Here is a 20813-nt window from a genome sequence, read left to right as displayed (position 1 = left end):
TCACGCGGGGCGCGTGACGATGCGGGCCGTCAGTGTGACCAGGCACATCAGCGCGGCCAGAAGCCAGAACGCCGTCGGCAATCCGCCAAGGCGGGCGACGAAACCGACGCTGGCGGGACCTATGAGGATGCCGGCATAGCCGGCGGTCGTGATCGCGGCGACGGCGAGCCCCGTTGGCATCACCGTCTGCCATGCTGCGCGGCGGAACAGCACCGGCACGAGGTTCGAGGCGCCGAGGCCGATCAGCAGGAAGCCGGCCATCGCAACCGCCGCAACGGGAGCTGTGAGCAGCACCACGAAGCCCCCGATCGAAATGAGGCTGCCCCAGAACAATGTCGCGCGGTCTCCGATGCGCGCGACGACGGCATCGCCGCCGAGCCGCCCGATCGTCATCGCGATCGAGAACACGATGTAGCCGGTCCCGCCTTGCGCCTCCGGGACGAGACCCGCGCCGATCACGAGCAGCGCGCCCCAATCCAGCATCGCGCCTTCGACGAGGAAGGTGATGGCGCCGAGCAGTGCCAGCAGGAGCACGGAGCCGTGCGGCAGCACCAGGAGCGGCCCGTCCTGCACCTGCACCGAGCGGAGCAGGCGCGGCGACGTCACCACCATCGCAGCCAGCATCAGGACCGAGCAGATCAGCGTGCAGACGAGCGCGCCGAGCCGCAAGGAGAGCAGCGCGGTCATCAGCGCCGATCCGGCAAAACCGCCGATGCTGAACAGCGCGTGGAAGCCCGACATCAGCGGAATTTTTGCGGCGCGCTCGACCTCCACCGCATGGATGTTCATGGCGACGTCGATGGAGCCGAGCGCGGCGCCGAAGGCGAACAGCGCCAGTGCCAGCGATGCGGGCGTGCTCGCGATCGCCAGCAGCGGCAGCACCAGCGCGAGACCAAGCCCGCCGGCCATGATGATCGGCCTGCTGCCGTAGCGCGCGCTGATGATGCCGGTCAGCAGCATCGCGACGACCGAGCCGATGCCGAGGCTGAGCAGGAGCAGCCCGAGCACGCCGTCGTCGACGCCGAGCCGCGTCTTCGCGAACGGCACCAGCGGTGCCCAGCATGCGATGCCGAAGCCCGCGACGAGGAAGGCAAGCCGCGTCGCAAGGCGTGTCGCCGGCCGGTCGGCGGAAGACATTGGAACTCCGGGGAAGCAGGATGAAGGAGGGTGAGGCCGACAAGCCCGACGATTGCCGCGACTTTATGGCCGGGACGCCTCCGGCGCCGCGCCGGTCTTGGCGAGCTGCAAGCGGACGCGCAGGCCTTTCGGTGCGTTGTCGAGCAGCTCGAGGGTTCCATCATGCGCGGTCACGATCGCCTGCGCGATCGAGAGGCCGAGGCCAAATCCGGCCGTCTCGTCCATGGTGCGGGCGTCCTCGCCGCGCACGAAGGGCTCCAGCATGGCCGCTTTCCTTTCGTCGGGGATGCCTGGTCCGTTATCGGACACGTCGATGACGAGATGATCCCCCGCCGCCAACAAGGCAACCTCGATTTCGGTTCCGAAGCGCGTTGCGTTCTGGACGAGATTGGTGACCGCGCGGATGATCTCGTCCGGCCGAAGCACGAAGGCCGCGCGATCGGGGCCCGAATAAGTCACCGCATGGCCGCAGTCGGAAAACTGCTCGCAGACCATCTGCAGCAGCGCCGCGACATCCACCAGCGTCGGCTTCACCGGGCTTTCACTGCGCAGCAGGGAGAGCACCGATTCCAGCATCGACTGCATCTGGTCGAGGTCACGCACGGTCTGCGTCCGCTGCGCCGGATCCTCGATATATTCCGAGCGCAGCCGCAGCCGCGTGATCGGCGTGCGCAAATCGTGGCTGATGGCCGCGAGCATGCGCGTTCTGTCGTTCATCAGTGCGGTGATGCGCTCGCGCATCCGGTTCAGCGCTCTGGCCGCGGACCTGATCTCCTCCGGTCCGTTTTCCGGCAGCGGCGGCGAGGCCCGGTTCAGGCTGAAATTCTCCGCCGCGCGCGCGAAGGCCGACAGCGGCGAGGACAGCGCGCGGCCGGCCCAGATTCCGAGCAGCGTAACGCTCGCCACCAGGAACAGCAGCGTCGAGGTCCAGAGGCCGCTGACGAAGGCCGGTATTTGGGGCAATCCCATCGTCGCTTCGAGCACGTCGTCTTTGGCGAGATAGAACCAGACGCGATCGTCTTCCGCGCCGGTGCCGCGGATGAGCTCGGCCCGGCCGCCGAGCGCGGACGGGATGGGCAGGGGTGTCCGCGCCGGCAGCGGCGTAACGGAAGTGGAAACACTGTCCCGCAATTGCAGCTTGAGCGCCGGAAAGGTCCGGCCGATGCTGTCGAGGACGAGAGCGCGTTCCGCCTTGGGTGTGTTGGTGATGATCCGCGCGATCAGCTCGAACTGCTCGACCGGCGTGTCCGTCAGCAGCTTCGGCCGATTGAGCAGAAAGTATCCGGCGATCAGCAGGTGGATCAGGAGCAGCGAGACCAGGATCAGGGCGGCGATCTGACCGCTGATCCGCCTGAAGCTGAACAGCGTCAGGATGTCGGCGGCGCGGCTCATGCTTCCTCCACCCTCGGTGTGAAGATGTAGCCGCCGGTGCGGATGGTCTTGATCACGGATGTGCCCTCGGTGCGGTCGAGCTTGCGGCGCAGACGGCTGACCAGCACGTCGATGCTGCGGCCGAAACTTCCGCCGGGGCGGCCGCGCGTCATGTTGAGGAGGCTATCGCGGCCGAGCACACGGCCGGCGCGCTCGCAGAAGGCTTGCAGCAGGTCGAACTCTGCACTGGTCAGCGGCACCTGCGCGCCCTCGGGGTCGCGCAACTCCCGCAGGCGCAGATCGATGGTCCAGCCCTGGAACTTCAGCCGCGTCGCGGTGGAGGCCGCCGTGAGACCGCTCGCGTGCCGGCGCAGCACCGCGTTGATCCGGGCGAGCAGCTCGCGCGGGTTGAACGGTTTTGGCAGATAGTCGTCCGCGCCCATTTCGAGCCCGAGGATGCGGTCGAGGTCCTCGCCCTTTGCGGTGAGGATGATGATCGGCGTCGTCGTTTCCATCCGCAGGCGGCGGCAGAGACTGAGGCCGTCCTCGCCCGGCAGCATCAGGTCGAGCACGATCAGATCGGCGCGGTTTTGCGCGAGGTGGCGGTCCATCTCCCTGCCGTTGGTGACGGCGCTGACCGCGAACGAGTGCTCGCGCAGATAACGCGAGATGAGATCGCGGGTTGGCTGGTCGTCCTCGACGAGCAGGATGTTGGGCGTGCCGTTGGTCATGGTTGAGATCGCATCGGGGGCGCCGATCGTTGGTCGATTTGCGGACGATTGTCTCGTCCGAAGAACTACGGTCATGGTGCAATCCTACGGTCAGTCACGGCTCAGCGCCACCACGGGGTCGAGGAAGGCGGCACGGCGGGCGGGGAAGAAGCCGAACGCGATCCCGATCCCGGTCGAGGTCAGGAACGCCGCGCCGATCGAGAACGGCGAATAGCTGACCTGGAAGCCGGGCACCGCGACGTTGATGACGACGCCGAGCAGGACCGCGATCAGGATGCCGGCGATGCCGCCGATCGACGAGATCAGGGTCGCCTCCACCAGGAATTGCTGGAGGATGTCGCTGCGCCTCGCGCCCACCGCCATGCGCACGCCGATCTCGCTGATCCGCTCGGAGACGGACACCAGCATGATGTTCATGACGCCGATGCCGCCGACGACCAGCGAGATCACCGCGATCGCCGCCACCAGAAACGCCAGCGTCTGCGTCGTGCTGGTGATGGTGCGGCGGATGTCGTCGGTGTTGAGGATGACGAAATCCTTGGTGTTGTGCCGCTGCGTCAGGAGCGTGGTCACCGCGTCCTGCGCCAGATCTCGTCGCTGATCCGCAACAGGATGCTGCGCAGCGCGCGATCGCCGGTGAATTGCGCCTGCACGGTGGTGTAGGGCAGGTAGACCGACAGGTTCTGGTTCGAGCCGAACCCGCCCTGCTGCTGGGCGATCACGCCGACGATGCGGCACGGCACCTTGCCGAGCCAGATCACGCGGCCGATCCCGGAGGTCTGGTCGTCGGCGAAGAAGGTTTTTCTCGTGTTGTCGTCGATCACGGCCTGCCGCTCGATGTTGCGGACGGCATCCGCGTCGAACAGGCGGCCTTTCGCCAGCTTGGCGCCCTTGACCAGGAAATAGTTCTCGCCGACCCCGTTCACCAGCACGTTGGATTCGTTGCCGCGATAGCGCACCGTGGTGCTGGTCGACACCGTCGGGGTGACGCCGGCGATGAAACCCTGCCGATCGAGCGCGCGGGCATCGTCGAGCACCAGCGTCTTGATCTTGCCGGCGCGCGCATCGCCAAAATCCTTGCCCGGAAACACCTCGATGGTGTTGGTGCCGAGGCTCGAAATGTCGGACAGCACCTTGCGCTGCGAGGCATTACCCAGCGCGACCACCGACGACACCGCGGCGATGCCGATGATGATGCCGAGCATGGTCAAAAATGCGCGCAGCCGGTGCGCGGCCATCGCCACCAGTGCCATCCGCGATGCTTCTCGCAGGCGTCCCAAAGCGCCGGTCCAGCCGGCACCGCTGTCCCATGCGGTGCGGGCGACCGGCTCCGATGCGCCTGCGGTCCCGGTGTGGCGATCGGAGACGATCCTGCCGTCCCGCAGCTCGATGATGCGCTCGGCTCGCGCGGCGACATCGGCATCGTGGGTGACGATGATGATCGTCCGCCCCTCGCGATGCAGCTCTTTCAGGATCTTCAGCACCTCCTCGCCGCTGCGCCGGTCGAGCGCGCCGGTGGGCTCGTCCGCCAGGATCACTTCGGCACCGTTGATCAGCGCCCGCGCGATCGAGACGCGTTGCTGCTGGCCGCCGGAGAGCTGGTTCGGGCGATGGCCGCCTCGTGTGCCGACGCCGAGCCGCTCAAGCAGCGCGTTCGCACGCGTCCGTCGCTCGCGCGCATTGAGGCCGGCATAGACGGCAGGGATCTCGACATTCGCGGCGGCGGTGAGATCGCCGAGCAGGTTGTAGCGCTGGAAGATGAAGCCGAAATGCTCGCGGCGCAGCGCCGCCAGTGCGTCGGCATCGAGCTCGGAGACGTTCTTGCCGGCGACGCGATAGGTGCCGGACGTCGGCCGGTCGAGACAGCCGAGGATGTTGAGCAGCGTCGATTTACCCGATCCGGACGAGCCGATGATCGCCACCATCTCGCCGGGCTGAATGCTGAGCGAGAGGTCGTCGAGCGCGACCACGCTCGTGTCGCCGGCCGCGAACTCGCGGCGGATGTTCTGGAGATCGATGATCGGATCGGTCATGTCAGGGACCTCCTCCGCCGGGCGGGCCGCCCGGCATGCCGCGCGAAGCGGTCTGCTCGCTGGCCTCGCCGGTCACGACCCGTTCGCCCTCCTCTAAGCCGGACTTGATCTCGACGGTGGTGCGGTCGTTGAGGCCGGTCTTGACCTCGCGCTCGCGAACGTCGCCGGACGTGCCGAGGGTGCGTACAGTGCTGCGTCCGTCGGATTTGCGCATCACCGCCAGCGCCGGGATGACCTTCACCCGCTTGGCCTCGCCGGTGACGATGTGCACCTCGGCGGTCATGTAGGTCCGGAGCGCATAGTCCTTGTTCGGAACGTTGAAGACGCCGATGTAGTAGATCGCCGTGCTGGTCGAGCTCGACGAGCTCGAGCTTGAGCTCGATGTCGTGGTGGTCGAGGAGAAGCTGGCGTCGTTCTTGATCGATTCGGGCGCCGGCTCGATCTGCTCCAGCCGCGCCTCGTAACGGTGGTCCTGGTCGCCGAGGATGGTGAAGTAGAGCGATTGCCCCGGCCGGACCTTGACGATGTCGGCCTCGGAGATCTCCGCCCGCACGGTCATGGTCTCGAGCTGGCCGAGCACGACGATGGTCGGTGCGGACTGCACCGCGTTGACCGTCTGCCCCTCCTGCACCACGGTCGCGAGCACCGTGCCGTCGATCGGTGCGGTGATGCGGGTGTATTCGAGGTTCACCCGCGCCGTCTCGACGCTGGCCTCGGCGCCGACGATCAGCGCCTCCAGCGCGGCGATCTGGGCGCGGGTCTGGCGCACCGTCGATTCCGCGCTGTCGAAATCGCTGCGTGAGGTCGCGCGCTGCGCCAGTGTCGCTTGCTGGCGCGTAAGGTTCGCTTCGGCCAGCACCAGCGCGGCCTCCTTCTCCACCTTCTGCGCGCGATAATTCTTCAGCGAGGCTTCCGAGTTGCGCAGGTCGTTCTGCTTGGTGACGGGGTCGATCTGGGCGATGACGTCCCCGGCCTTCACGGTGTCGCCGACACGCACGTTGAGCGCGGTGATCCGGCCGGACACCTGCGCGCCGACGGCGGTCAGCCGTGCCGGCTTCAAGGTGCCGCTGGCGAGCACCTCCTCGCGGAGATCGCTGACCGCGACCTGCGCAGTGATGTAGGATTGCGCCTTGCTCGCCGTCCCCGGCGAATGCGTCGCCAGCACCGTGCCGGTCGCAACCACGGCAAACACCGCGGCGGCGATCTTCACGCGCTTGACGGTGATGATCTCGGTCACTTCTGCGCCTCCCGGACGTGAGGTCCCGTGTTGGTGTCCACGATGATCGGCGTCGACACGTCGACCGGATCGGCCCAGCCGCCGCCGAGCGCCTTGGCCAGCGAAATGTAATCCTTGGCCGCCGCCACCTTGCTCTGGATCAGCGAATCCTCGGCCGAATAGAGCGAACGTTCGGCGTCCAGCACGTCGATGAAGCTGGCGCTGCCGGTCTCGAACAGCGACCGCGACAGCTTTGCGGCCTCGCGATAGTTCTTCGTCGCTTCGGTCAGCTTGGTCGCGCGCACGCGCTCTTGCGACAGCGATACCAGTGCGTTCTCGACGTCCTCGAGCGCGGTGAGCAGGGTGGCATGGAACGTCGCGAACGCCTGGTCGCGCTGTGCCTCTGCGATCCGGACGGTAGCGAGGCGCTTGCCCGCGTCGAACACCGGCACGGTGACGGACGGCCCGACCGACCAGCTCACGCTGGAATATTTGGCGAGGTCGCCGATGCGCATCGCCGAGGTGCCGACCGAGCCGGTCAAGGACACCGCCGGATAGCGATCGGCCTCGGCCGCGCCGATCTTGGCGGTGGCCTGGGCGAGCTTGCGCTCGGCGCTGGCAACGTCCGGACGGCTCATGAGGAGATCGGCGGGCAGGCCCGTCGGCAGCGGCATGCGCGGCGCCGGCACGGGTGCGGACCGTGCCATCAGCGTGGCGACGCCGTCGGGCGGCCGTCCCAGCAGGATGCCGAGCCGATGGATGTCGGCGGCGAGCGCGGCCTGATAGGTCGGAACGTTGGCTTCGGTGCTGGCGGCCTGCGCGGTGGCCTTGGCGAGATCGACGGCGTTGCCGCTGCCGGCCTCGTATTTGCTGCGGGTGAGCTTTTCGGTGTCGCGCTGCGAGACCGACGTGCGCTGCGCCAGCGCGATCCGGGCCTGGTAGCCGCGTGCCTCGACGTAATAGGCGGCAACGTCGCCGATCAGCGTGACGAGGCTGTCGCGCAAGTCCTCCTCGGCCGATTGCGCCCCGCGCACCGCGGCCTCGATGCTCCGCTGTGTGCCGCCGAACAGGTCGAGCTCCCAGCTCGAATCGAAGCTCGCCTGGTGCAGCGCGTAGGGCGCGCTGTCGACGACAACTGATGCGGAGCCCGAACTGGTCTTGTTGTTCGTCACCGAGGCCGAGCCGCTGACCGACGGAAACAGGCCGGCGCTGGTCTGCTGCACCGTTGCACGTGCCTCGCGCACCACCGCCTTCGCCTTGGCGACGTCGGGATTGGCCTCGACGGCCTGTTCGATCAGGCGGTTGAGCAGGGGATCGCGCAGGCGAAGCCACCAGCGATCGAGCGTGTCGCCATCCCGCCGCGAGTCGGATTTGATGCTCCAGTGCGACGGCAGCTCCAGCCGGGGCGGCCCCGCATAGTCCGGGCCCACGGCACAGCCAGCCAACGAGCCGATCAGCGCCAGCGCGAGGCAAGCCGATCCGCCACAGGAAAGGACGTCGCGCAGCAGGCGGGGCGTCGGATGACGGTTCTCCTTTGCGGAAGGCGCGGGGATTTCGACGGACAAGTGTGACGGCATCAAATCGGCTGAGATTCATTGGCCTCGCCCCGGAAGGAGGAGGGCGCTCATGGCCCTCGGAGGGCCAGGACGAGGCAGGAACCACTAGCCTAGGGATCGTGGCCTTTCGGCAGCCCGGATGTTGCTGAATGTAAACAGATGTTGCGCGGCGTCTCGGCGTCCGCGGCGGATAGTTCGTCAGGGACAACATCGGCCCTGTTTCGCAGCTGAGTCAAGTACTCTCGGCAAAGATATTCCGCTTTACCGAAATTCGGATTTGTCGTATGTGTCGCCCATCCCGGCTCATCCTTGAGGGGCGATCGTGTGGTCGTCATTTTCGCGAGCCGGGCTTGCGGTGGACGCGGCAGCGTCGGGCACGAGAAGCCAAGGGCAGGGCGGATTGCTCTCCGTGAGCCCTTTAGGCTTCGTGCGGACGAACGGCGCTGTCAGGTTCGTCTCGTCTGTAAGTTTCCGGCTCCGTCGACAGGGCTGGAAAAACTGCGGCGAAATGGCGGGCCGCGCGTACGGCAAAACCGTGTGGTCCTGGCCGTCGTTGCTACGGTCAAGCTCTTGCGGATGCGGCCCTCGCGTCAACCGGCGCGGTGCCGGTGAATTCCGTTGGGGTGAGGGAGGCCAGAAGGAATTCGGCTCCCAGGAGAGCGCGGCATAAGCCGTCCGACCACTGCGCAGGGAAGGCCGTGTGTTGGGCTTCACCTGTATGCTGCTGTGCGGTTCTTTTGCGCTACATCTTCGCGCAGCGGACCGCGGGTGCGAGGTCAGCACCCGGCCTTCCCTGCGCCCTCTTGATTAAAGAGGGTGGAGCGACGAAGCAAAGCTCGGGCGAAATCAGCCGCGAGGATGCGAAGGCGTGTCTGCGATGCCGTAGGATGGGTAGAGCACTTGCGAAACCCATCATGCATCGGCGTACACAAAGTGATGGGTTTCGCTTCGCTCTACCCATCCTACGAGTGCCTGTCGGAGAACTACGATGCTGCCTCATACTCCGTCATTGCGAGCGCAGCGAAGCAATCCAGAATCTTCCCGCGGCGGTAGTCTGGATTGCTTCGCTGTGCTCGCAATGACGCTGATGAAGCAGCGCGCGCTCTACTCCGCTCCCGTGCCCCGGACGCAGCGCAGCGTCACTTCGACGGTCCGCTGCAGAGCCGGGGCCCATTTATCCGCGCGGTGCCGTGTTGCCCTGGGTCCCGGCTCTGCGCCGCAACGCTTCACGCGTTGCAGCTTGTCCGGGACACGAGAGTGAGCAATGGCGCTACCACCGATAACTCAACGTCCCGATCACTTGGCGCCGTGCGCCGGCGTAGCAATAGCCGGACTGACAAGTGTCATACTTCTTGTCGAGCAGGTTGGTGGCATTCACGCGCATATAGGCGCCCCGGAAGCTGCGGTCGAGCTTGCCGAGATCGTAGTCGATCACGGCGTCGAGCAACGTGACAGCCGCATTCTCGAAAGTATTCTGGTCGTTGCCGAAATTCGCGCCGATATAGCGCACGCCGAGGCCCAGTCCCAGCCCTTCGACCGGTATGCCGGACCGGAACGTGTACTTGCCGAATGCCGCGAACGAGTCTCTCGGGATACCGGAATACTCATGGCCCGTCGTGTCGGTATTGCCCCGCGTGATCACGACGTTGAGGTGGGTGTAGGCCGCGGTGAGATCGAAGCTAGGTGTGAGCGCAAGCTTGGCCTCGAGTTCCACGCCCTTGGACTCGATCTGTCCGGTTGCGGCCTGGAACGTGATGGCGTCGGGGTTGGTGCGCAGGACATTGTCCTGCTTGATGTCGAAGGCAGCGGCGGTCAGCAGCAGCGGAACATTTGGCATCTGATACTTGACACCGACTTCCGTTTGCTCCCCGGTGGTCGGCTTGAACGTGGCGCCCGTCACGTCGACGCCGGTCTGCGGGCTGAACGACGTCGCGTAGCTGACATAGGGCGCAACACCATTGTCGAACAGATAGCTCAGACCCGCGCGGCCGGTGAAGGCCGAAGGCTTCGAGGTATCCGGCACCCCATTCAGCGTCGTGGTCGTGCTCTGCGAGACCCAGCTCTGACGGCCGTTGAGCGTCAGGATGAATCCGCCGAGCCTGGCCTGCTCCTGCGCGTAGACTCCGATCTCGTTGGTCGACTGCTTGGTGAAGATCGAGAATGCCGGCGTGGCGATCGCCTGCGTGCCGTAGTTCATGGTCGCAAGATTGAGATCGGGCGCTGCCCCCCACCCGATCTTGTCGTCGTAACGGGAATTGCTGTAGTCGACGCCGAACAGCACGGTGTTCTTGACCGCGCCGAGCATGAACTTGGCTTCGGCCTGGTTGTCGAGGGTGGCGGTCTTGAAATTGTCGAGGATTCGCCAGGCCGAACGCGTCGCGGTCTGGGTCGCGAAGTCGAGATTATCGATCTGGGTGTACTTCGCGTCGGTGTTGACCTGATAGAATCGGAAATTCTGCCGGACGGTCCAGGTGTCGTTGACGTTGTGCTCGAACGCATAGCCGACGCGGAACTGCTTCTGGTCCATCGCGCTGAACGCCGGATCGTTCGAGTAGATATTGGTCAGCTTTCCATCCACCGTGCGCGCATTGCCGATGCTCGCGGCGGTGCGGCTGGTCTGATACTCGCCGAGGATCGCGAAGGTCGTATCGAGGTTCGGTTTCCAGGTCAGGGCAGGGGCGATATAGGCGCGGTCGTCGTCGTTGCCGGGAAACCACGTTTTTGCGTCGCGCAGCAAGCCCGTCAGCCGGTAGTACAGCTGGTCGCTGCCGGGGACTGGTCCGCCGACGTCGAAGGCGCCCTGGTAGCGATCGTAATTGCCGGCCTGCAATTGCACCTCGCCGAACGCCGTCTGCGGCGGCCGCTTCGTCGTGACGTCGACGATGCCGCCGGGGGAGCCGAGGCCATAGAGGCCGGAGGCCGGCCCGCGGAGGATGGAGACGCTCTCGAGCCCATAGGGCTCGATCTTGGGAATGGCGAAATTGCCGCCGCCTTGCCGCAGGCCGTCCCGATAGATGCCGGTATAGGTCACGTCGAAGCCGCGGATGGAAAAGGCGTCGAAGCGCGGATCGTAACCGAATGCCGTGGTCGTGACGCCGGGTGTGTAGTTGACGGCGTCCTTGAGCGTCTGGACGTTGCGATCCTCGAGCTCCTTCTTCGTCACGATGGAGAGCGATTGCGGCGTCTCGATCAGCGGTGTGTTGGTCTTGGTGCCTGCCGTGCCGCTGGTCGCGACGTAACCGGTCGTCGCGCTGAACGCGCCTCCAGATGCCTGCGGCGCGCGATTCTGATCGGCTGCCAAATTGCCGCGCCGATTCGCCGAGGCCGCGCGTGTGCGCGTCTTCGGCGCGCTCGGCGCTTCGACGGTGACCGGTGGCAGATTGCTGCTCTGGGCCTGCGCCTGGGAGGCCAGGACTTCAACAGAGACGAATACGACCGAACCGAACATCGTGGCGTTGATCGCTGCTGCGCTTCCAAACCAACGATGTTTCCTCTCCGACAAAGCAACGCCCACCAATGATGATCCCCAATTTCGCCGAACTGATTCACGCGAACGCGTGCAGCTGCGTGCTGATGCGCGTCGAGCGACGCGGACTTCTATGGGTGGAGCGATCGGAATTCTACACGCGCAAAATAGAATTGCTTGAACGTGCGGTGAGCGATTTTGGAATGATTCAAGATGAATGTGGAGAACACGAAATCGCGTGCGGCAGATGCGCGCACGCGCACGTCATCTCCGCTCGCGCGCGATTGCCAACGTATGATCGGCGGAATACTGCTGAAGGCAGCGCATTGACTGTCGCCTCGTTCATCGAGACGACGGCCGGGAGTCTCGCAAACCGGTCACCACGAGATCGGGATTCTCTGCACGAACCCGCCCAGATCCGAGTCCGGGCTGAGTGGCTGGCGATCGAGCGGCCGGTTGTTGTTCTCGCGCGCAAACGAGACGCCGGGCGGCAAGGCATAGTCGCTGAACTTGCGCTCGCCGGGGAGCACCTCGGTCCCTCCATCGAGCCAGGACCGCTTGCTGACATAGATGCGCGTGTGCGGATCGGACTGGTAGGACCGGTTGGGGCCGTGCGGACCGTACTCATAGACGGCGTGTTGTGTCGTCTGTCGTCGATCGCGCTTGCCGGTGGTCGCGGCATGAGCGGCCAAGGTCGAGGCGAGGAGGGCGACCAGAACCGTTCTGGTCATGACAAGCGCGTTCATCGACGAATACCCATGAGAGTTCCTGATGTCGTCGCCTCTCGCACCGGCTTAAGCGTCTGTAAAGAATCCGGGTGTTGCGCGATGTTGCTGAAGGCCTGCATGAGCGAGCCATATGCGCAGCGGGCTCGATGCCGTTCAGTCACCGCCGCAGGCTCGCGCGATCGTCATGGCTGCCGCGCCCACGTGCTGATCCGCCAATCAAATTGAACGACCGGAAACAATGCAGCAATCACAAAGCCACACCGCGGCCACAGCCGTCTCGTTTCAGAGCAGGCTAGGTGCTCTTGAGGTGTGGAATGTTGTTTTTGCGGCCCTGGCTGATCGCGGTGGCGATGTGCGGCGTATCGATTGCGAGTTCAATTCCGGTCCTGCTGTTGCCGCAGCCGGCAGCCGCGCAGGCGGTGGAGACGATCGTCGTCGAGGGAAATCGCCGCGTCGAGGCCGAGACCGTGCGCTCCTACTTCCGGCCCGGCCCGGGCGGGCGTCTCGATCAACCGGCGATCGACGAAGGTCTCAAGGCGCTGATCGCGACAGGCTTGTTCCAGGACGTGAAGATCAACCAGGCCGGCGGCCGAATCGTCGTGTCGGTGGTGGAAAATGCCGTGGTCGGGCGTATCGCCTTCGAGGGCAACAAGAAGATCAAGGACGAGCAGCTCACCGCGGAGATTCAGTCGAAGGCGCGCGGGACCTTCTCGCGGGCGCTGGTGCAGTCCGACACGCTGCGGATCGCCGAGATCTACCGCCGCTCCGGCCGCTACGACGTGCGCGTCACGCCCGAGATCATCGAGCAGCCGAGCAATCGCGTCGATCTCATCTTCACGATCGTTGAGGGGGCCAAGACCGGCGTGAAGTCGGTCGAGTTCATCGGCAACAGCGCCTATTCGGCGGCGCGCCTGCGCGACGTGATCAAGACCCATGAGAGCAATCTGCTCAGCTTTCTCGGCAACAACGACCTCTACGACCCCGACCGCATCGAGGCCGATCGCGACCTCATCCGCCGCTTCTACCTCAAGAATGGCTTCGCCGACGCCCAGGTCGTGGCCGCGCTCACCGAATACGATCCGGAGAAGAAGGGTTTTAACGTCACCTTCAAGATCGAGGAGGGGCAGCAATATCGTGTAGGATCCGTCGATTTCCGCTCCAGCATCGCCAATTTCGACGCGAGCTCGATGCGGGTCTATTCGCGCATCGGTGTCGGCTCGCTCTACAACGTCGAATCGGTCGAGAAATCGACCGAGGAGATGCAGATCGAGGCCTCGCGTCGAGGCTACGCCTTCGCCGTGGTGCGGCCGAGCGGCGACCGCAATTTCGAGGCGCATACCGTGTCCGTCGTGTTCAACATCGACGAAGGCCCGCGCACTTATATCGAGCGCATCAACCTGCGCGGCAACACCCGCACGCGGGACTACGTCATCCGCCGCGAGTTCGACATCTCGGAAGGAGATGCCTACAACCGCGCGCTGGTCGATCGTGCCGAGCGTCGGCTGAAGAACCTCGACTATTTCAAGAGCGTCAAGATCGTCACCGAGCCGGGCTCCTCCAGCGACCGCGTCATCCTGATCGTCGACATGGAAGAGAAGTCGACCGGCGACTTCTCGATCTCCGGCGGCTATTCCACGACCGACGGTGCGCTCGCCGAGGTCTCGGTCTCCGAGCGCAACCTGCTCGGCAAGGGCCTCTACGCCAAGGCGTCCGTCAGCTACGGCCAGTATTCGCGCGGCATCTCGCTGTCCTTCGTCGAGCCGTATCTGCTCGACTACCGGCTGGCGCTAGGATTCGACACTTACTGGCGCCAGCAATTGTCGAACAGCTATACGAGCTACGGCGTGACGACGCTGGGCTTTTCGCCTCGCCTCGGCTTTGCGTTGCGCGAGGATCTCTCGCTCCAGCTCCGCTACTCGCTCTATCAGCAGAGCATCACGCTCGCCAGCGCGTACAATAACTGCAACAACAACGCATCGAACAGCTCGCTGGCCTTCAACCCGACGCCGGCCTACATCAAGAACGTTCTGGGCGGCGTGGATCCGACCAATGCCACGGATTCCGGCGTCTACGGCTATGGCTGCTACGGTGACGGCGAGTCGAGCCTGCCGGTCCGGAAAGAACTGGCAAACGGCGCGACCTGGACGTCGGCGCTCGGCTACACGCTGAACTACAACACGCTCGACAACACCAAGAACCCCACGGACGGCTTGCTGATCGACTTCCGCCAGGATTTCGCCGGTGTCGGCGGCGACGTCACTTATCTCAAGACTGCGGTGGATACCAAGTACTACACGCCGCTGGTGTCCGAGATCGTCAATGTGATCCACCTGCAGGGCGGCATCCTCAACAAGATCGGCAACAACGATCTGCGCATGCTGGATCACTTCCAGATGGGCCCGAACCTCGTGCGCGGCTTCGCTTCCAACGGCATCGGTCCGCGCGACATCACCTACTACAATTACGGCGCGAGCGGTGATGCGCTCGGCGGCACGAAGTACTGGGGCGCCTCCATGGAATTGCAGATGCCGTTCTGGTTCCTGCCGAAGGAGGTCGGCCTGAAGGGCGCGGTTTACGCCGACGCCGGTTCGCTCTGGGGCTATCAGGGCCCGACGTCGTGGACGGCCACGGGCGAGGTCAACACCAAGGCCTGTCCGACCTGCGGGCTGCAATATGACGACGGCAACGTGGTGCGCTCCTCGGTCGGTATCGGCCTGATCTGGGCCTCACCGTTCGGACCGCTGCGCTTCGACTACGCGGTGCCGATCACGAAAGGCAAATATGATGTGGTCCAGGAGTTCAGGTTCGGAGGGGGCACCTCGTTCTAGGACGCGACGTGGCCGCAAGAAGCCGCGGGGGTCTGTCGTGCGTTTGTGAAAATCCGTGATCGGGCTCGGGTGCGCGAGCGTGGACAGCCGTCGGCGAATGTCCGATAATGTGCGCTGTAAATTGCAGGGCACTGTGGCCTGCACTTGGACTGCCACAGAAGGACGACCCTGATGACACAGGCTGGCGCTTACGGACAGAGGCTCGGGCAATTCCTGCGCTTGAAGGATGCGCCGCCCGCGCTGGTCGCGCGCTCGCTGCACAGCGCCGAGCTCGCCGTCACCGAGACGCGAAATGACCGCCCGGTGCCTGGTCTGTCCGGCTCGCTGGCGGCTGAAGATGCCTTTCTCGTCAGCCTGAAGCTTCACGATTATCCGGACTGCGAGCTCTGGGAGCGCGGCAAGTCCATCATGAAGGCGGACGTCCGCGCTGGCACGACCTACCTCTACGACCTCAAGCGCGATCCGCGCTACGTGATCGACAAGCCGTTCCACTCGCTGTTCTTCTATATTCCACGCTCGGCGCTCGACGGCATCGCCCGGCAGTGCAATGCGCCGCGGGTCGACCAGCTCGACTGTCAGGTCGGCGTTGGCCACGACGATGGAATCGTCCGCTACATCGGCGCGTCGCTGCAGGAGGGCCTGCGTCGGCCGGACGAGGCCAACCAGCTCTTCGTCGACCACATGATGCTCGCGCTGACCGCCCATGTCGCCCGGACCTATGGCGGACTTCAGCGCACGGCTGGACTTGCGCGCGGGGGGCTTGCTCCATGGCAGGCGAAACGCGCCTGCGAGCGGCTCGAATCCGACCTCAGCGGCAAGCTTTCGCTGCAGAAGATCGCGGCCGAGCTCGACCTGTCGGTCAGCCACTTCTCGCGTGCGTTTCGAATCTCCGTCGGCCTGCCGCCGCACCAATGGCTGCTGCATCAGCGCCTAAAGGCGGCCAAGCAGTTGATGGGTGTCCGCGACCTGCCGCTGTCGGAGATCGCGATCTCGGCCGGGTTTGCCAACCAGAGCCACTTCACGCGCGTGTTCTCCTCGATCGCCGGCGTCAGCCCCGCAGCGTGGCGCCGCGAGACGCTCGGCGACTCGAGCGGCGAGGGGTGAAGCGCGCGAAGCCGGGTGCTCAGCGCCGTTTCGCGAGCGAGATGGTGTAGGCGGCGCGCCGCGCTGCAAAGATCTCGTCCGGCGGGTGACCGATGCCGTCGGCGAGGTTGGCCGGATTGAAAATGGAGGCGTCGCAAGCGGGGTCCGGCTCGAAGCCCGTGATCACGATCGTGCCGAGCCGCACCTCCTCGCGGCGATCCTCATCCGGCCAGCGGATCGTCACGTCCATGGTGGGATCGCCCGGGCGGTCGAGCAGCGCCATCACGTTGAATCGGACATGGCCCGTAGCGATCCGCGCACCCAGATCGTCGCGCAGGAAATCGACCGGCTTGGTCCTGGCTTCGTCGTCGCTCAGCGTGATCTCGCCGCGAGCCGGGACGACCTTGAACTTGATGAAGCGCGTCTCGTTCTCCGCGTTGGTCGCGGGAAAGGAATGCACGCCCCAATAGGTCGTGCCGGCAAGACTTCCGGGCAGCGGTCGCGCGGCGATGTAGTTCGCCTGGTTGAGCGTTTCCGGATTGGCCGCCGAGAACGCCTCGACCTTGGCCATATCCGGCTTGCCATCCGGCCCCGGGATGCGCGCCTCGAGGAAAGCCAGCATCTGGTCGAACGTACGCGCAAAATGCACCGGCGCGCTCTCCACGAGGATATCCGAGCGGTGCTCGTCGTCGCCGAGCTTGAAGCTGAAGCCGCGCAGCACCAGATTGTTGGTGTCGGCGACGTCAGGATTGCCGCCGCCGACCGAGAAGCGTGCCAGCACGCGCGATGGCCTCGTGAAGCTTTGCGATCGCGTGACTTCTTCCGCCCGGTCCGACGGGGTGTAGGTGCCGCGAACGCACCAGCCCTTGGCGAAGCTGGCGCGGACCTTTGGCGGGTTGCCGGCAACGGCCTTCAGGGCGTCGACGATGGATGCGGGCGTTGCGGCGGGGACGTCGGACATGGAAGCCTTCTCGCGTGGGGGCGGGCAGGCTAGGTGTTGTGCGAACCGGCGTCTTGCCCAAAGCGGCCAGGATTTGCCCAATCCTGCTCAAGACAACCTGCCTCGCGGCGTGTGGGAGAGTTACGATCGGCACCCGGCCGATCAGGGAATGGCGGGTTGAGTTTCGGTCAGCGGTATCCAGCCGGCCTCGCTACGCTGGAAGAGCGGGCAGCCGTAGACCGCGCGAACCGGAAGCGCTGCGGTCGAAGCCTGCCAGCGGTTGGTCTGCTTCATCGCGACGACCATGCCGGCGATGTCGGCGCCGATCTTCTGCAGCAGGCGCGCGGCCGCGATCGCGGTCGTTCCGGTCGAGATCGCATCATCAACCATCACCACCCGACGTCCCTCGAGCAGCGGCAGCAGGTTCGGATCCAGCCGCAGCCTCTTGCCGGCCTCGGGGCTGGTGATTGAGGTGACGGGCTCGGACAGCGCGTCGTCGTACCAGAACTTGCGCGAATAGCCGAGCGGGACATAGCGCGGCTGTCCGAGCCGTTCGGCGACAAGCGACGCAAAGGCAAGGCCGAGGGTTGGCAATCCCACGATGATCTCGGCGTCGAATGAGCGCGCCTGCGTCGCCATGTGGTCGGCGAGCGTCGCGACAACGAGGTGCGAGGCCTGGTTGGCGATGAGCGAGGCGACCGCGTGATCGCCATCGGGCAGCTGTCGCAGCGGCAGGACGAGGATGCGGCCGCAGGGCAGGGTGACAGGGTAGCCGAAGCGATGGGGTGCCGTTGCCGAGAAGCGCGCGGGAATGTCCGGCGTCAAGTCCTGCCAATAACCGGTTGTCGCCTCGGTATAAGATGCGCCCGCGGTCATGATGCCGGCATCGGCCGCCTAGCCGTTGAGGATGCGCCGGCAGGCATCGACGAAGACCTGCGCGCCGGTGACGATATCGGCATCGGCGGTGTTTTCGGTCCAGTGATGGCTGATGCCGCCGATCGACGGCACGAACAGCATGCCGGCGGGCATGACGGTCGCGAGCATCTGCGCATCGTGGCCGGCGCCGCTGGGCATGCGGATGGATCTACCACCGGCAACGGCCTTGCTCGCAGCTTCGATCGCGTCCTGGAAGCCGGCGTTCATCATCGCGGGCGCGCCGGTGCGAATCTTCTCCACCGTGACGGTGCAGGGGCCTTTCGCGCTGGCTTCGCTCGCCATGGTCCGCAGCAGCTCCTCCAGCCGTGCGATGACGGCGGGATTGTCATCGCGGATCTGGAACAGCATTTCGGCGTCGCCCGGAATGATGCTCGGCGCGCCCGGATCGAGCGTAATGCGGCCGGTGGTCCAGACCGTGCGCGGACCGCATGCGGCAGGAAAACGTTCGTCGATCGCAACGCAGAATTTCGCCAGCGCGAGACCGGCGTCCTTACGCACAGCCATGCGCGTGGTGCCGGCGTGGTTCTGTTCGCCGCTGAAATTGATCCGGTATTGCCAGATGCCGACGATCGAGGTCACGACACCGACCGCAAGATGGCTGCTCTCGAGCGTGTCGCCTTGCTCGATATGCGCTTCCAGATATCCGACGTGCCGGCCCGGCTCGACGGCGACACGCGCGCGCCCCGAGAGCCCCATGCCGGCGAGCGCATCGCGCATGGGGCGACCGTCGGTGCGGTCGCGCGCGGCGTCGATTTCAGCCTCAGTCACTTGCCCCACATAGGAGCGCGAGCCGAGGAAGCTGCCGAAATGACCTTCCTCATCGCACCAGGCCGCGACTTCGACGGCGCCCTTGAGCGCGGGATCGGCGTTGAGCACCCGCGCGGCTTCGAGCGCGTAGACGACGCCGAGCGGGCCATCGAGCCAGCCGGCATAATTCTGGCTCTCCAGGTGCGAGCCGGCTAGCAGCTTCGGCCCTGGCTTGGTGCTGGTTCCAAAAACATTGCCGATGCCGTCAATCGTCGCGGAGAGACCTGCGTCGGGCAGTTTCCGCACCAGCCAGTCCAGCGAAAGCTTGTGCGGCTCGGAGAAGGTCGGCTTGTGCACGCCGGTCTTGTAGGCGCCGATGGCGCGCAGTGCATTGAGGTCGGCGAGGACGCGAGTCCCGTTGGCGCGGGGCTGAGTGTCAGGCATGTTCGGCCACCTTCAACGCCTCGGTGCGGATTTCCTCGACCAGCCGCTCCTTGAGCTGGACGAATTCGGGCGTGGTCTTGATCTTGTACGAGCGTGGATGCGGCAGGTCCACATTGATCTCGGCCTTGATGCGGCCGGGGCGCGCGCTCATGACGATGACGCGGCTGCCGAGGAAGATCGCCTCCTCGATGTCGTGGGTCACGAACAGCACGGTCTTCTGGTCGCGCTCCCAGATCCCGAGCAGCATCTCCTGCATCAGGGCGCGGGTCTGGTTGTCGAGCGCGCCGAAGGGCTCGTCGAGCAGCAGGATTTTGGGATCGTTGGCGAGCGCACGCGCGATCGCCGTGCGCTGCTGCATGCCGCCGGAAAGCTGCTTCGGCCAGTGGTTCTCGAAGCCGGACAACCCGACCTGGCGGATGAAGGCATCCGCGATCTTGTTTCGCTCCGCCTCGGACACGCCGCGCTCGCGCGGGCCGAAGGCGATGTTCTCGCGCACGGTCAGCCAGGGGAACAGCGTGTAGGATTGGAACACCATGCCGCGATCGGCGCCCGGGCCGGTCACCTCGCGCCCGTCGAGCGTGACGCGTCCGCCGGTTGGGCGGTCGAGGCCGGCAACGATGCGCAGCAGCGTGGACTTGCCGCAGCCGGACGGGCCGAGGATGGTGACGAAGTCGTTGTTGCCGATGGTGAGGTCGGTCGGCTCCAGCGCCCTTGTGGGCGCGTTGCCGTGGCGTGCGGGGAAGGTGCGCGAGACCTGTTCAATCTTGAGCGTCGTCATGCGAGCTTCCACGGAAACAGCCAGGCGTTGAACGCCTTGAACAGGAAGTCGGAGACAAGTCCGATCAGTCCGATCACGATGATGCCGAAGATGATCTGGCCGGTGTTGAGCAGCGCCTGGCTGTCGGTGATCATGTGGCCGATGCCCGAGGACGAGCCGATCAGCTCGGCGACGATGACATAGGTCCAGGCCCAGCCCAGCACCAGCCGCAGGATTTCCGCGATCTCCGGCGCGGAGGAGGGCAGCAGCACGCGGCGGATGATGCCACGGTCGCCGGCCCCGAGCGTGTAGGCCGCCTCGACCAGGTCCCGCCGCGTGGCGCCGACCGTCACCGCGACCATCAGGATGACCTGGAACACCGAGCCGATGAAGATGACGAGCAGCTTCTGCAATTCCCCGATGCCGGCCCACAGGATCAGGAGCGGAATGAAGGCGGAAGCAGGCAGATAGCGCGCAAAGGATACGAATGGCTCGAGGAAGGCCTCGACCGGCTTGTAGGCGCCCATCAGCACGCCGAGCGGCACCGCGATGATCGCCGCGAGCGCAAAGCCGCCGACGACGCGCCAGATCGTCATGCCGATGTCGAATACGAAGCCTTGCTTGGTCAGCAGCTCAAAACCTTCCTGCACCATTGTCAGCGGGTTGGCGAGAAAGGTCTTCGACACATGGCCGCCGAAGGTCGCCCACGACCAGAGGGCAACGAACAGCACGAAGAACGCGAGGCCGAAGGCCACGCGCTGCCTCGATGTCACAGGATCCAGGGGACGCATCAAACTGTCTATCCGGGTGGTCGATCAGGCGCCGGTCCCGCCTTGCGGC

14 protein-coding genes and 1 pseudogene are annotated in these 20813 nt (G+C 65.4%); 2 read left to right on the top strand and 13 right to left on the bottom strand.

Translation table 11 applies throughout. The features are described 5' to 3' along the window. The 8 genes and pseudogenes from JQ592_RS27275 to JQ592_RS27240 form a co-directional block, all read right to left on the bottom strand. Entirely contained in the window at positions 1-1137 is a 1137-nt protein-coding gene (locus JQ592_RS27275) for an MFS transporter (protein ID WP_211405863.1), read from the bottom strand. Positions 1138-1200: 63 nt separating this feature from the next. Further along, on the bottom strand, positions 1201-2529 hold the full coding sequence (locus JQ592_RS27270) for an ATP-binding protein (protein WP_211405862.1): 1329 nt from the start codon (positions 2527-2529) through the stop codon (positions 1201-1203). Next, positions 2526-3239 carry a response regulator gene (locus JQ592_RS27265; protein ID WP_211405861.1) on the bottom strand — a complete coding sequence of 238 codons (714 nt, stop codon included), beginning with the start codon at positions 3237-3239 and terminating at the stop codon, positions 2526-2528. The genes JQ592_RS27270 and JQ592_RS27265 overlap by 4 nt, the downstream gene beginning before the upstream one ends. Positions 3240-3329: 90 nt before the next feature. After that, a pseudogene (locus JQ592_RS27260) lies at positions 3330-5272 on the bottom strand (MacB family efflux pump subunit). A gap of 1 nt (position 5273) precedes the next feature. Next, a complete protein-coding gene (locus tag JQ592_RS27255; RefSeq protein WP_211405860.1) occupies positions 5274-6509 on the bottom strand; it encodes an efflux RND transporter periplasmic adaptor subunit in 1236 nt (411 codons plus the stop codon). Further along, positions 6506-8065, bottom strand: a complete 1560-nt coding sequence (locus JQ592_RS27250) for an efflux transporter outer membrane subunit (protein ID WP_433996440.1) — start codon at positions 8063-8065, stop codon at positions 6506-6508. The genes JQ592_RS27255 and JQ592_RS27250 overlap by 4 nt, the downstream gene beginning before the upstream one ends. Before the next feature lie 1249 nt (positions 8066-9314). Then, complete coding sequence (locus tag JQ592_RS27245; protein ID WP_211405859.1) at positions 9315-11492, bottom strand: TonB-dependent siderophore receptor; 2178 nt, start codon at positions 11490-11492, stop codon at positions 9315-9317. A 395-nt stretch (positions 11493-11887) separates the two neighbouring features. Then, positions 11888-12241, bottom strand: coding sequence for a hypothetical protein (locus JQ592_RS27240; RefSeq protein WP_246820698.1), 354 nt, complete (start codon positions 12239-12241; stop codon positions 11888-11890). A gap of 311 nt (positions 12242-12552) precedes the next feature. Between JQ592_RS27240 and bamA the strand changes: the two genes are divergently transcribed. Both bamA and JQ592_RS27230 read left to right on the top strand, forming a co-directional pair. Then, positions 12553-15066 carry an outer membrane protein assembly factor BamA gene (bamA, locus tag JQ592_RS27235; RefSeq protein ID WP_211405857.1) on the top strand — a complete coding sequence of 838 codons (2514 nt, stop codon included), beginning with the start codon at positions 12553-12555 and terminating at the stop codon, positions 15064-15066. Positions 15067-15237: 171 nt separating this feature from the next. Beyond that, positions 15238-16170 (top strand): helix-turn-helix domain-containing protein, encoded by a 933-nt coding sequence (locus JQ592_RS27230; protein WP_211405856.1) that lies wholly within the window; start codon positions 15238-15240, stop codon positions 16168-16170. A 19-nt stretch (positions 16171-16189) separates the two neighbouring features. Here the strand turns inward: JQ592_RS27230 and JQ592_RS27225 are convergent, their stop codons facing one another. The 5 genes from JQ592_RS27225 to JQ592_RS27205 form a co-directional block, all read right to left on the bottom strand. Further along, the gene (locus JQ592_RS27225; RefSeq protein WP_211405855.1) at positions 16190-17110 is read right to left on the bottom strand and encodes a catalase family peroxidase; all 921 of its coding nucleotides are present in this window, start codon (positions 17108-17110) and stop codon (positions 16190-16192) included. A gap of 141 nt (positions 17111-17251) precedes the next feature. Continuing rightward, positions 17252-17965 (bottom strand): phosphoribosyltransferase, encoded by a 714-nt coding sequence (locus JQ592_RS27220; RefSeq protein WP_211405854.1) that lies wholly within the window; start codon positions 17963-17965, stop codon positions 17252-17254. A gap of 18 nt (positions 17966-17983) precedes the next feature. After that, a complete protein-coding gene (locus JQ592_RS27215) occupies positions 17984-19216 on the bottom strand; it encodes a Zn-dependent hydrolase (RefSeq protein WP_211405853.1) in 1233 nt (410 codons plus the stop codon). Next, positions 19209-19994, bottom strand: a complete 786-nt coding sequence (locus tag JQ592_RS27210) for an ABC transporter ATP-binding protein (protein ID WP_211405852.1) — start codon at positions 19992-19994, stop codon at positions 19209-19211. The genes JQ592_RS27215 and JQ592_RS27210 overlap by 8 nt, the downstream gene beginning before the upstream one ends. After that, positions 19991-20764: an ABC transporter permease gene (locus tag JQ592_RS27205; protein ID WP_211405965.1), complete on the bottom strand. Its 774-nt coding sequence runs from the start codon at positions 20762-20764 to the stop codon at positions 19991-19993. The genes JQ592_RS27210 and JQ592_RS27205 overlap by 4 nt, the downstream gene beginning before the upstream one ends. Positions 20765-20813: the final 49 nt, after the last annotated feature.

Origin of the sequence: Bradyrhizobium iriomotense, from assembly GCF_018129405.1 — a bacterium.
GTDB lineage: Bacteria > Pseudomonadota > Alphaproteobacteria > Rhizobiales > Xanthobacteraceae > Bradyrhizobium > Bradyrhizobium iriomotense_B.
Note: the sequence above shows the minus strand (reverse complement) of the source record. Positions and strands in the feature narration are given on the sequence as shown.

What these genes read in the sequence shown, in the direction of transcription:
- JQ592_RS27225 (WP_211405855.1), bottom strand. Translation starts at nt 17,110, where the DNA reads ATGTCCGACGTCCCCGCCGCAACGCCCGCATCCATCGTCGACGCCCTG.
- JQ592_RS27265 (WP_211405861.1), bottom strand. Translation starts at nt 3,239, where the DNA reads ATGACCAACGGCACGCCCAACATCCTGCTCGTCGAGGACGACCAGCCA.
- JQ592_RS27270 (WP_211405862.1), bottom strand. Translation starts at nt 2,529, where the DNA reads ATGAGCCGCGCCGCCGACATCCTGACGCTGTTCAGCTTCAGGCGGATC.
- JQ592_RS27230 (WP_211405856.1), top strand. Translation starts at nt 15,238, where the DNA reads ATGACACAGGCTGGCGCTTACGGACAGAGGCTCGGGCAATTCCTGCGC.
- JQ592_RS27215 (WP_211405853.1), bottom strand. Translation starts at nt 19,216, where the DNA reads ATGCCTGACACTCAGCCCCGCGCCAACGGGACTCGCGTCCTCGCCGAC.
- JQ592_RS27210 (WP_211405852.1), bottom strand. Translation starts at nt 19,994, where the DNA reads ATGACGACGCTCAAGATTGAACAGGTCTCGCGCACCTTCCCCGCACGC.
- JQ592_RS27205 (WP_211405965.1), bottom strand. Translation starts at nt 20,764, where the DNA reads ATGCGTCCCCTGGATCCTGTGACATCGAGGCAGCGCGTGGCCTTCGGC.
- JQ592_RS27220 (WP_211405854.1), bottom strand. Translation starts at nt 17,965, where the DNA reads ATGACCGCGGGCGCATCTTATACCGAGGCGACAACCGGTTATTGGCAG.
- JQ592_RS27240 (WP_246820698.1), bottom strand. Translation starts at nt 12,241, where the DNA reads ATGACCAGAACGGTTCTGGTCGCCCTCCTCGCCTCGACCTTGGCCGCT.
- JQ592_RS27250 (WP_433996440.1), bottom strand. Translation starts at nt 8,065, where the DNA reads ATGCCGTCACACTTGTCCGTCGAAATCCCCGCGCCTTCCGCAAAGGAG.
- JQ592_RS27245 (WP_211405859.1), bottom strand. Translation starts at nt 11,492, where the DNA reads ATGTTCGGTTCGGTCGTATTCGTCTCTGTTGAAGTCCTGGCCTCCCAG.
- bamA (WP_211405857.1), top strand. Translation starts at nt 12,553, where the DNA reads ATGTTGTTTTTGCGGCCCTGGCTGATCGCGGTGGCGATGTGCGGCGTA.
- JQ592_RS27275 (WP_211405863.1), bottom strand. Translation starts at nt 1,137, where the DNA reads ATGTCTTCCGCCGACCGGCCGGCGACACGCCTTGCGACGCGGCTTGCC.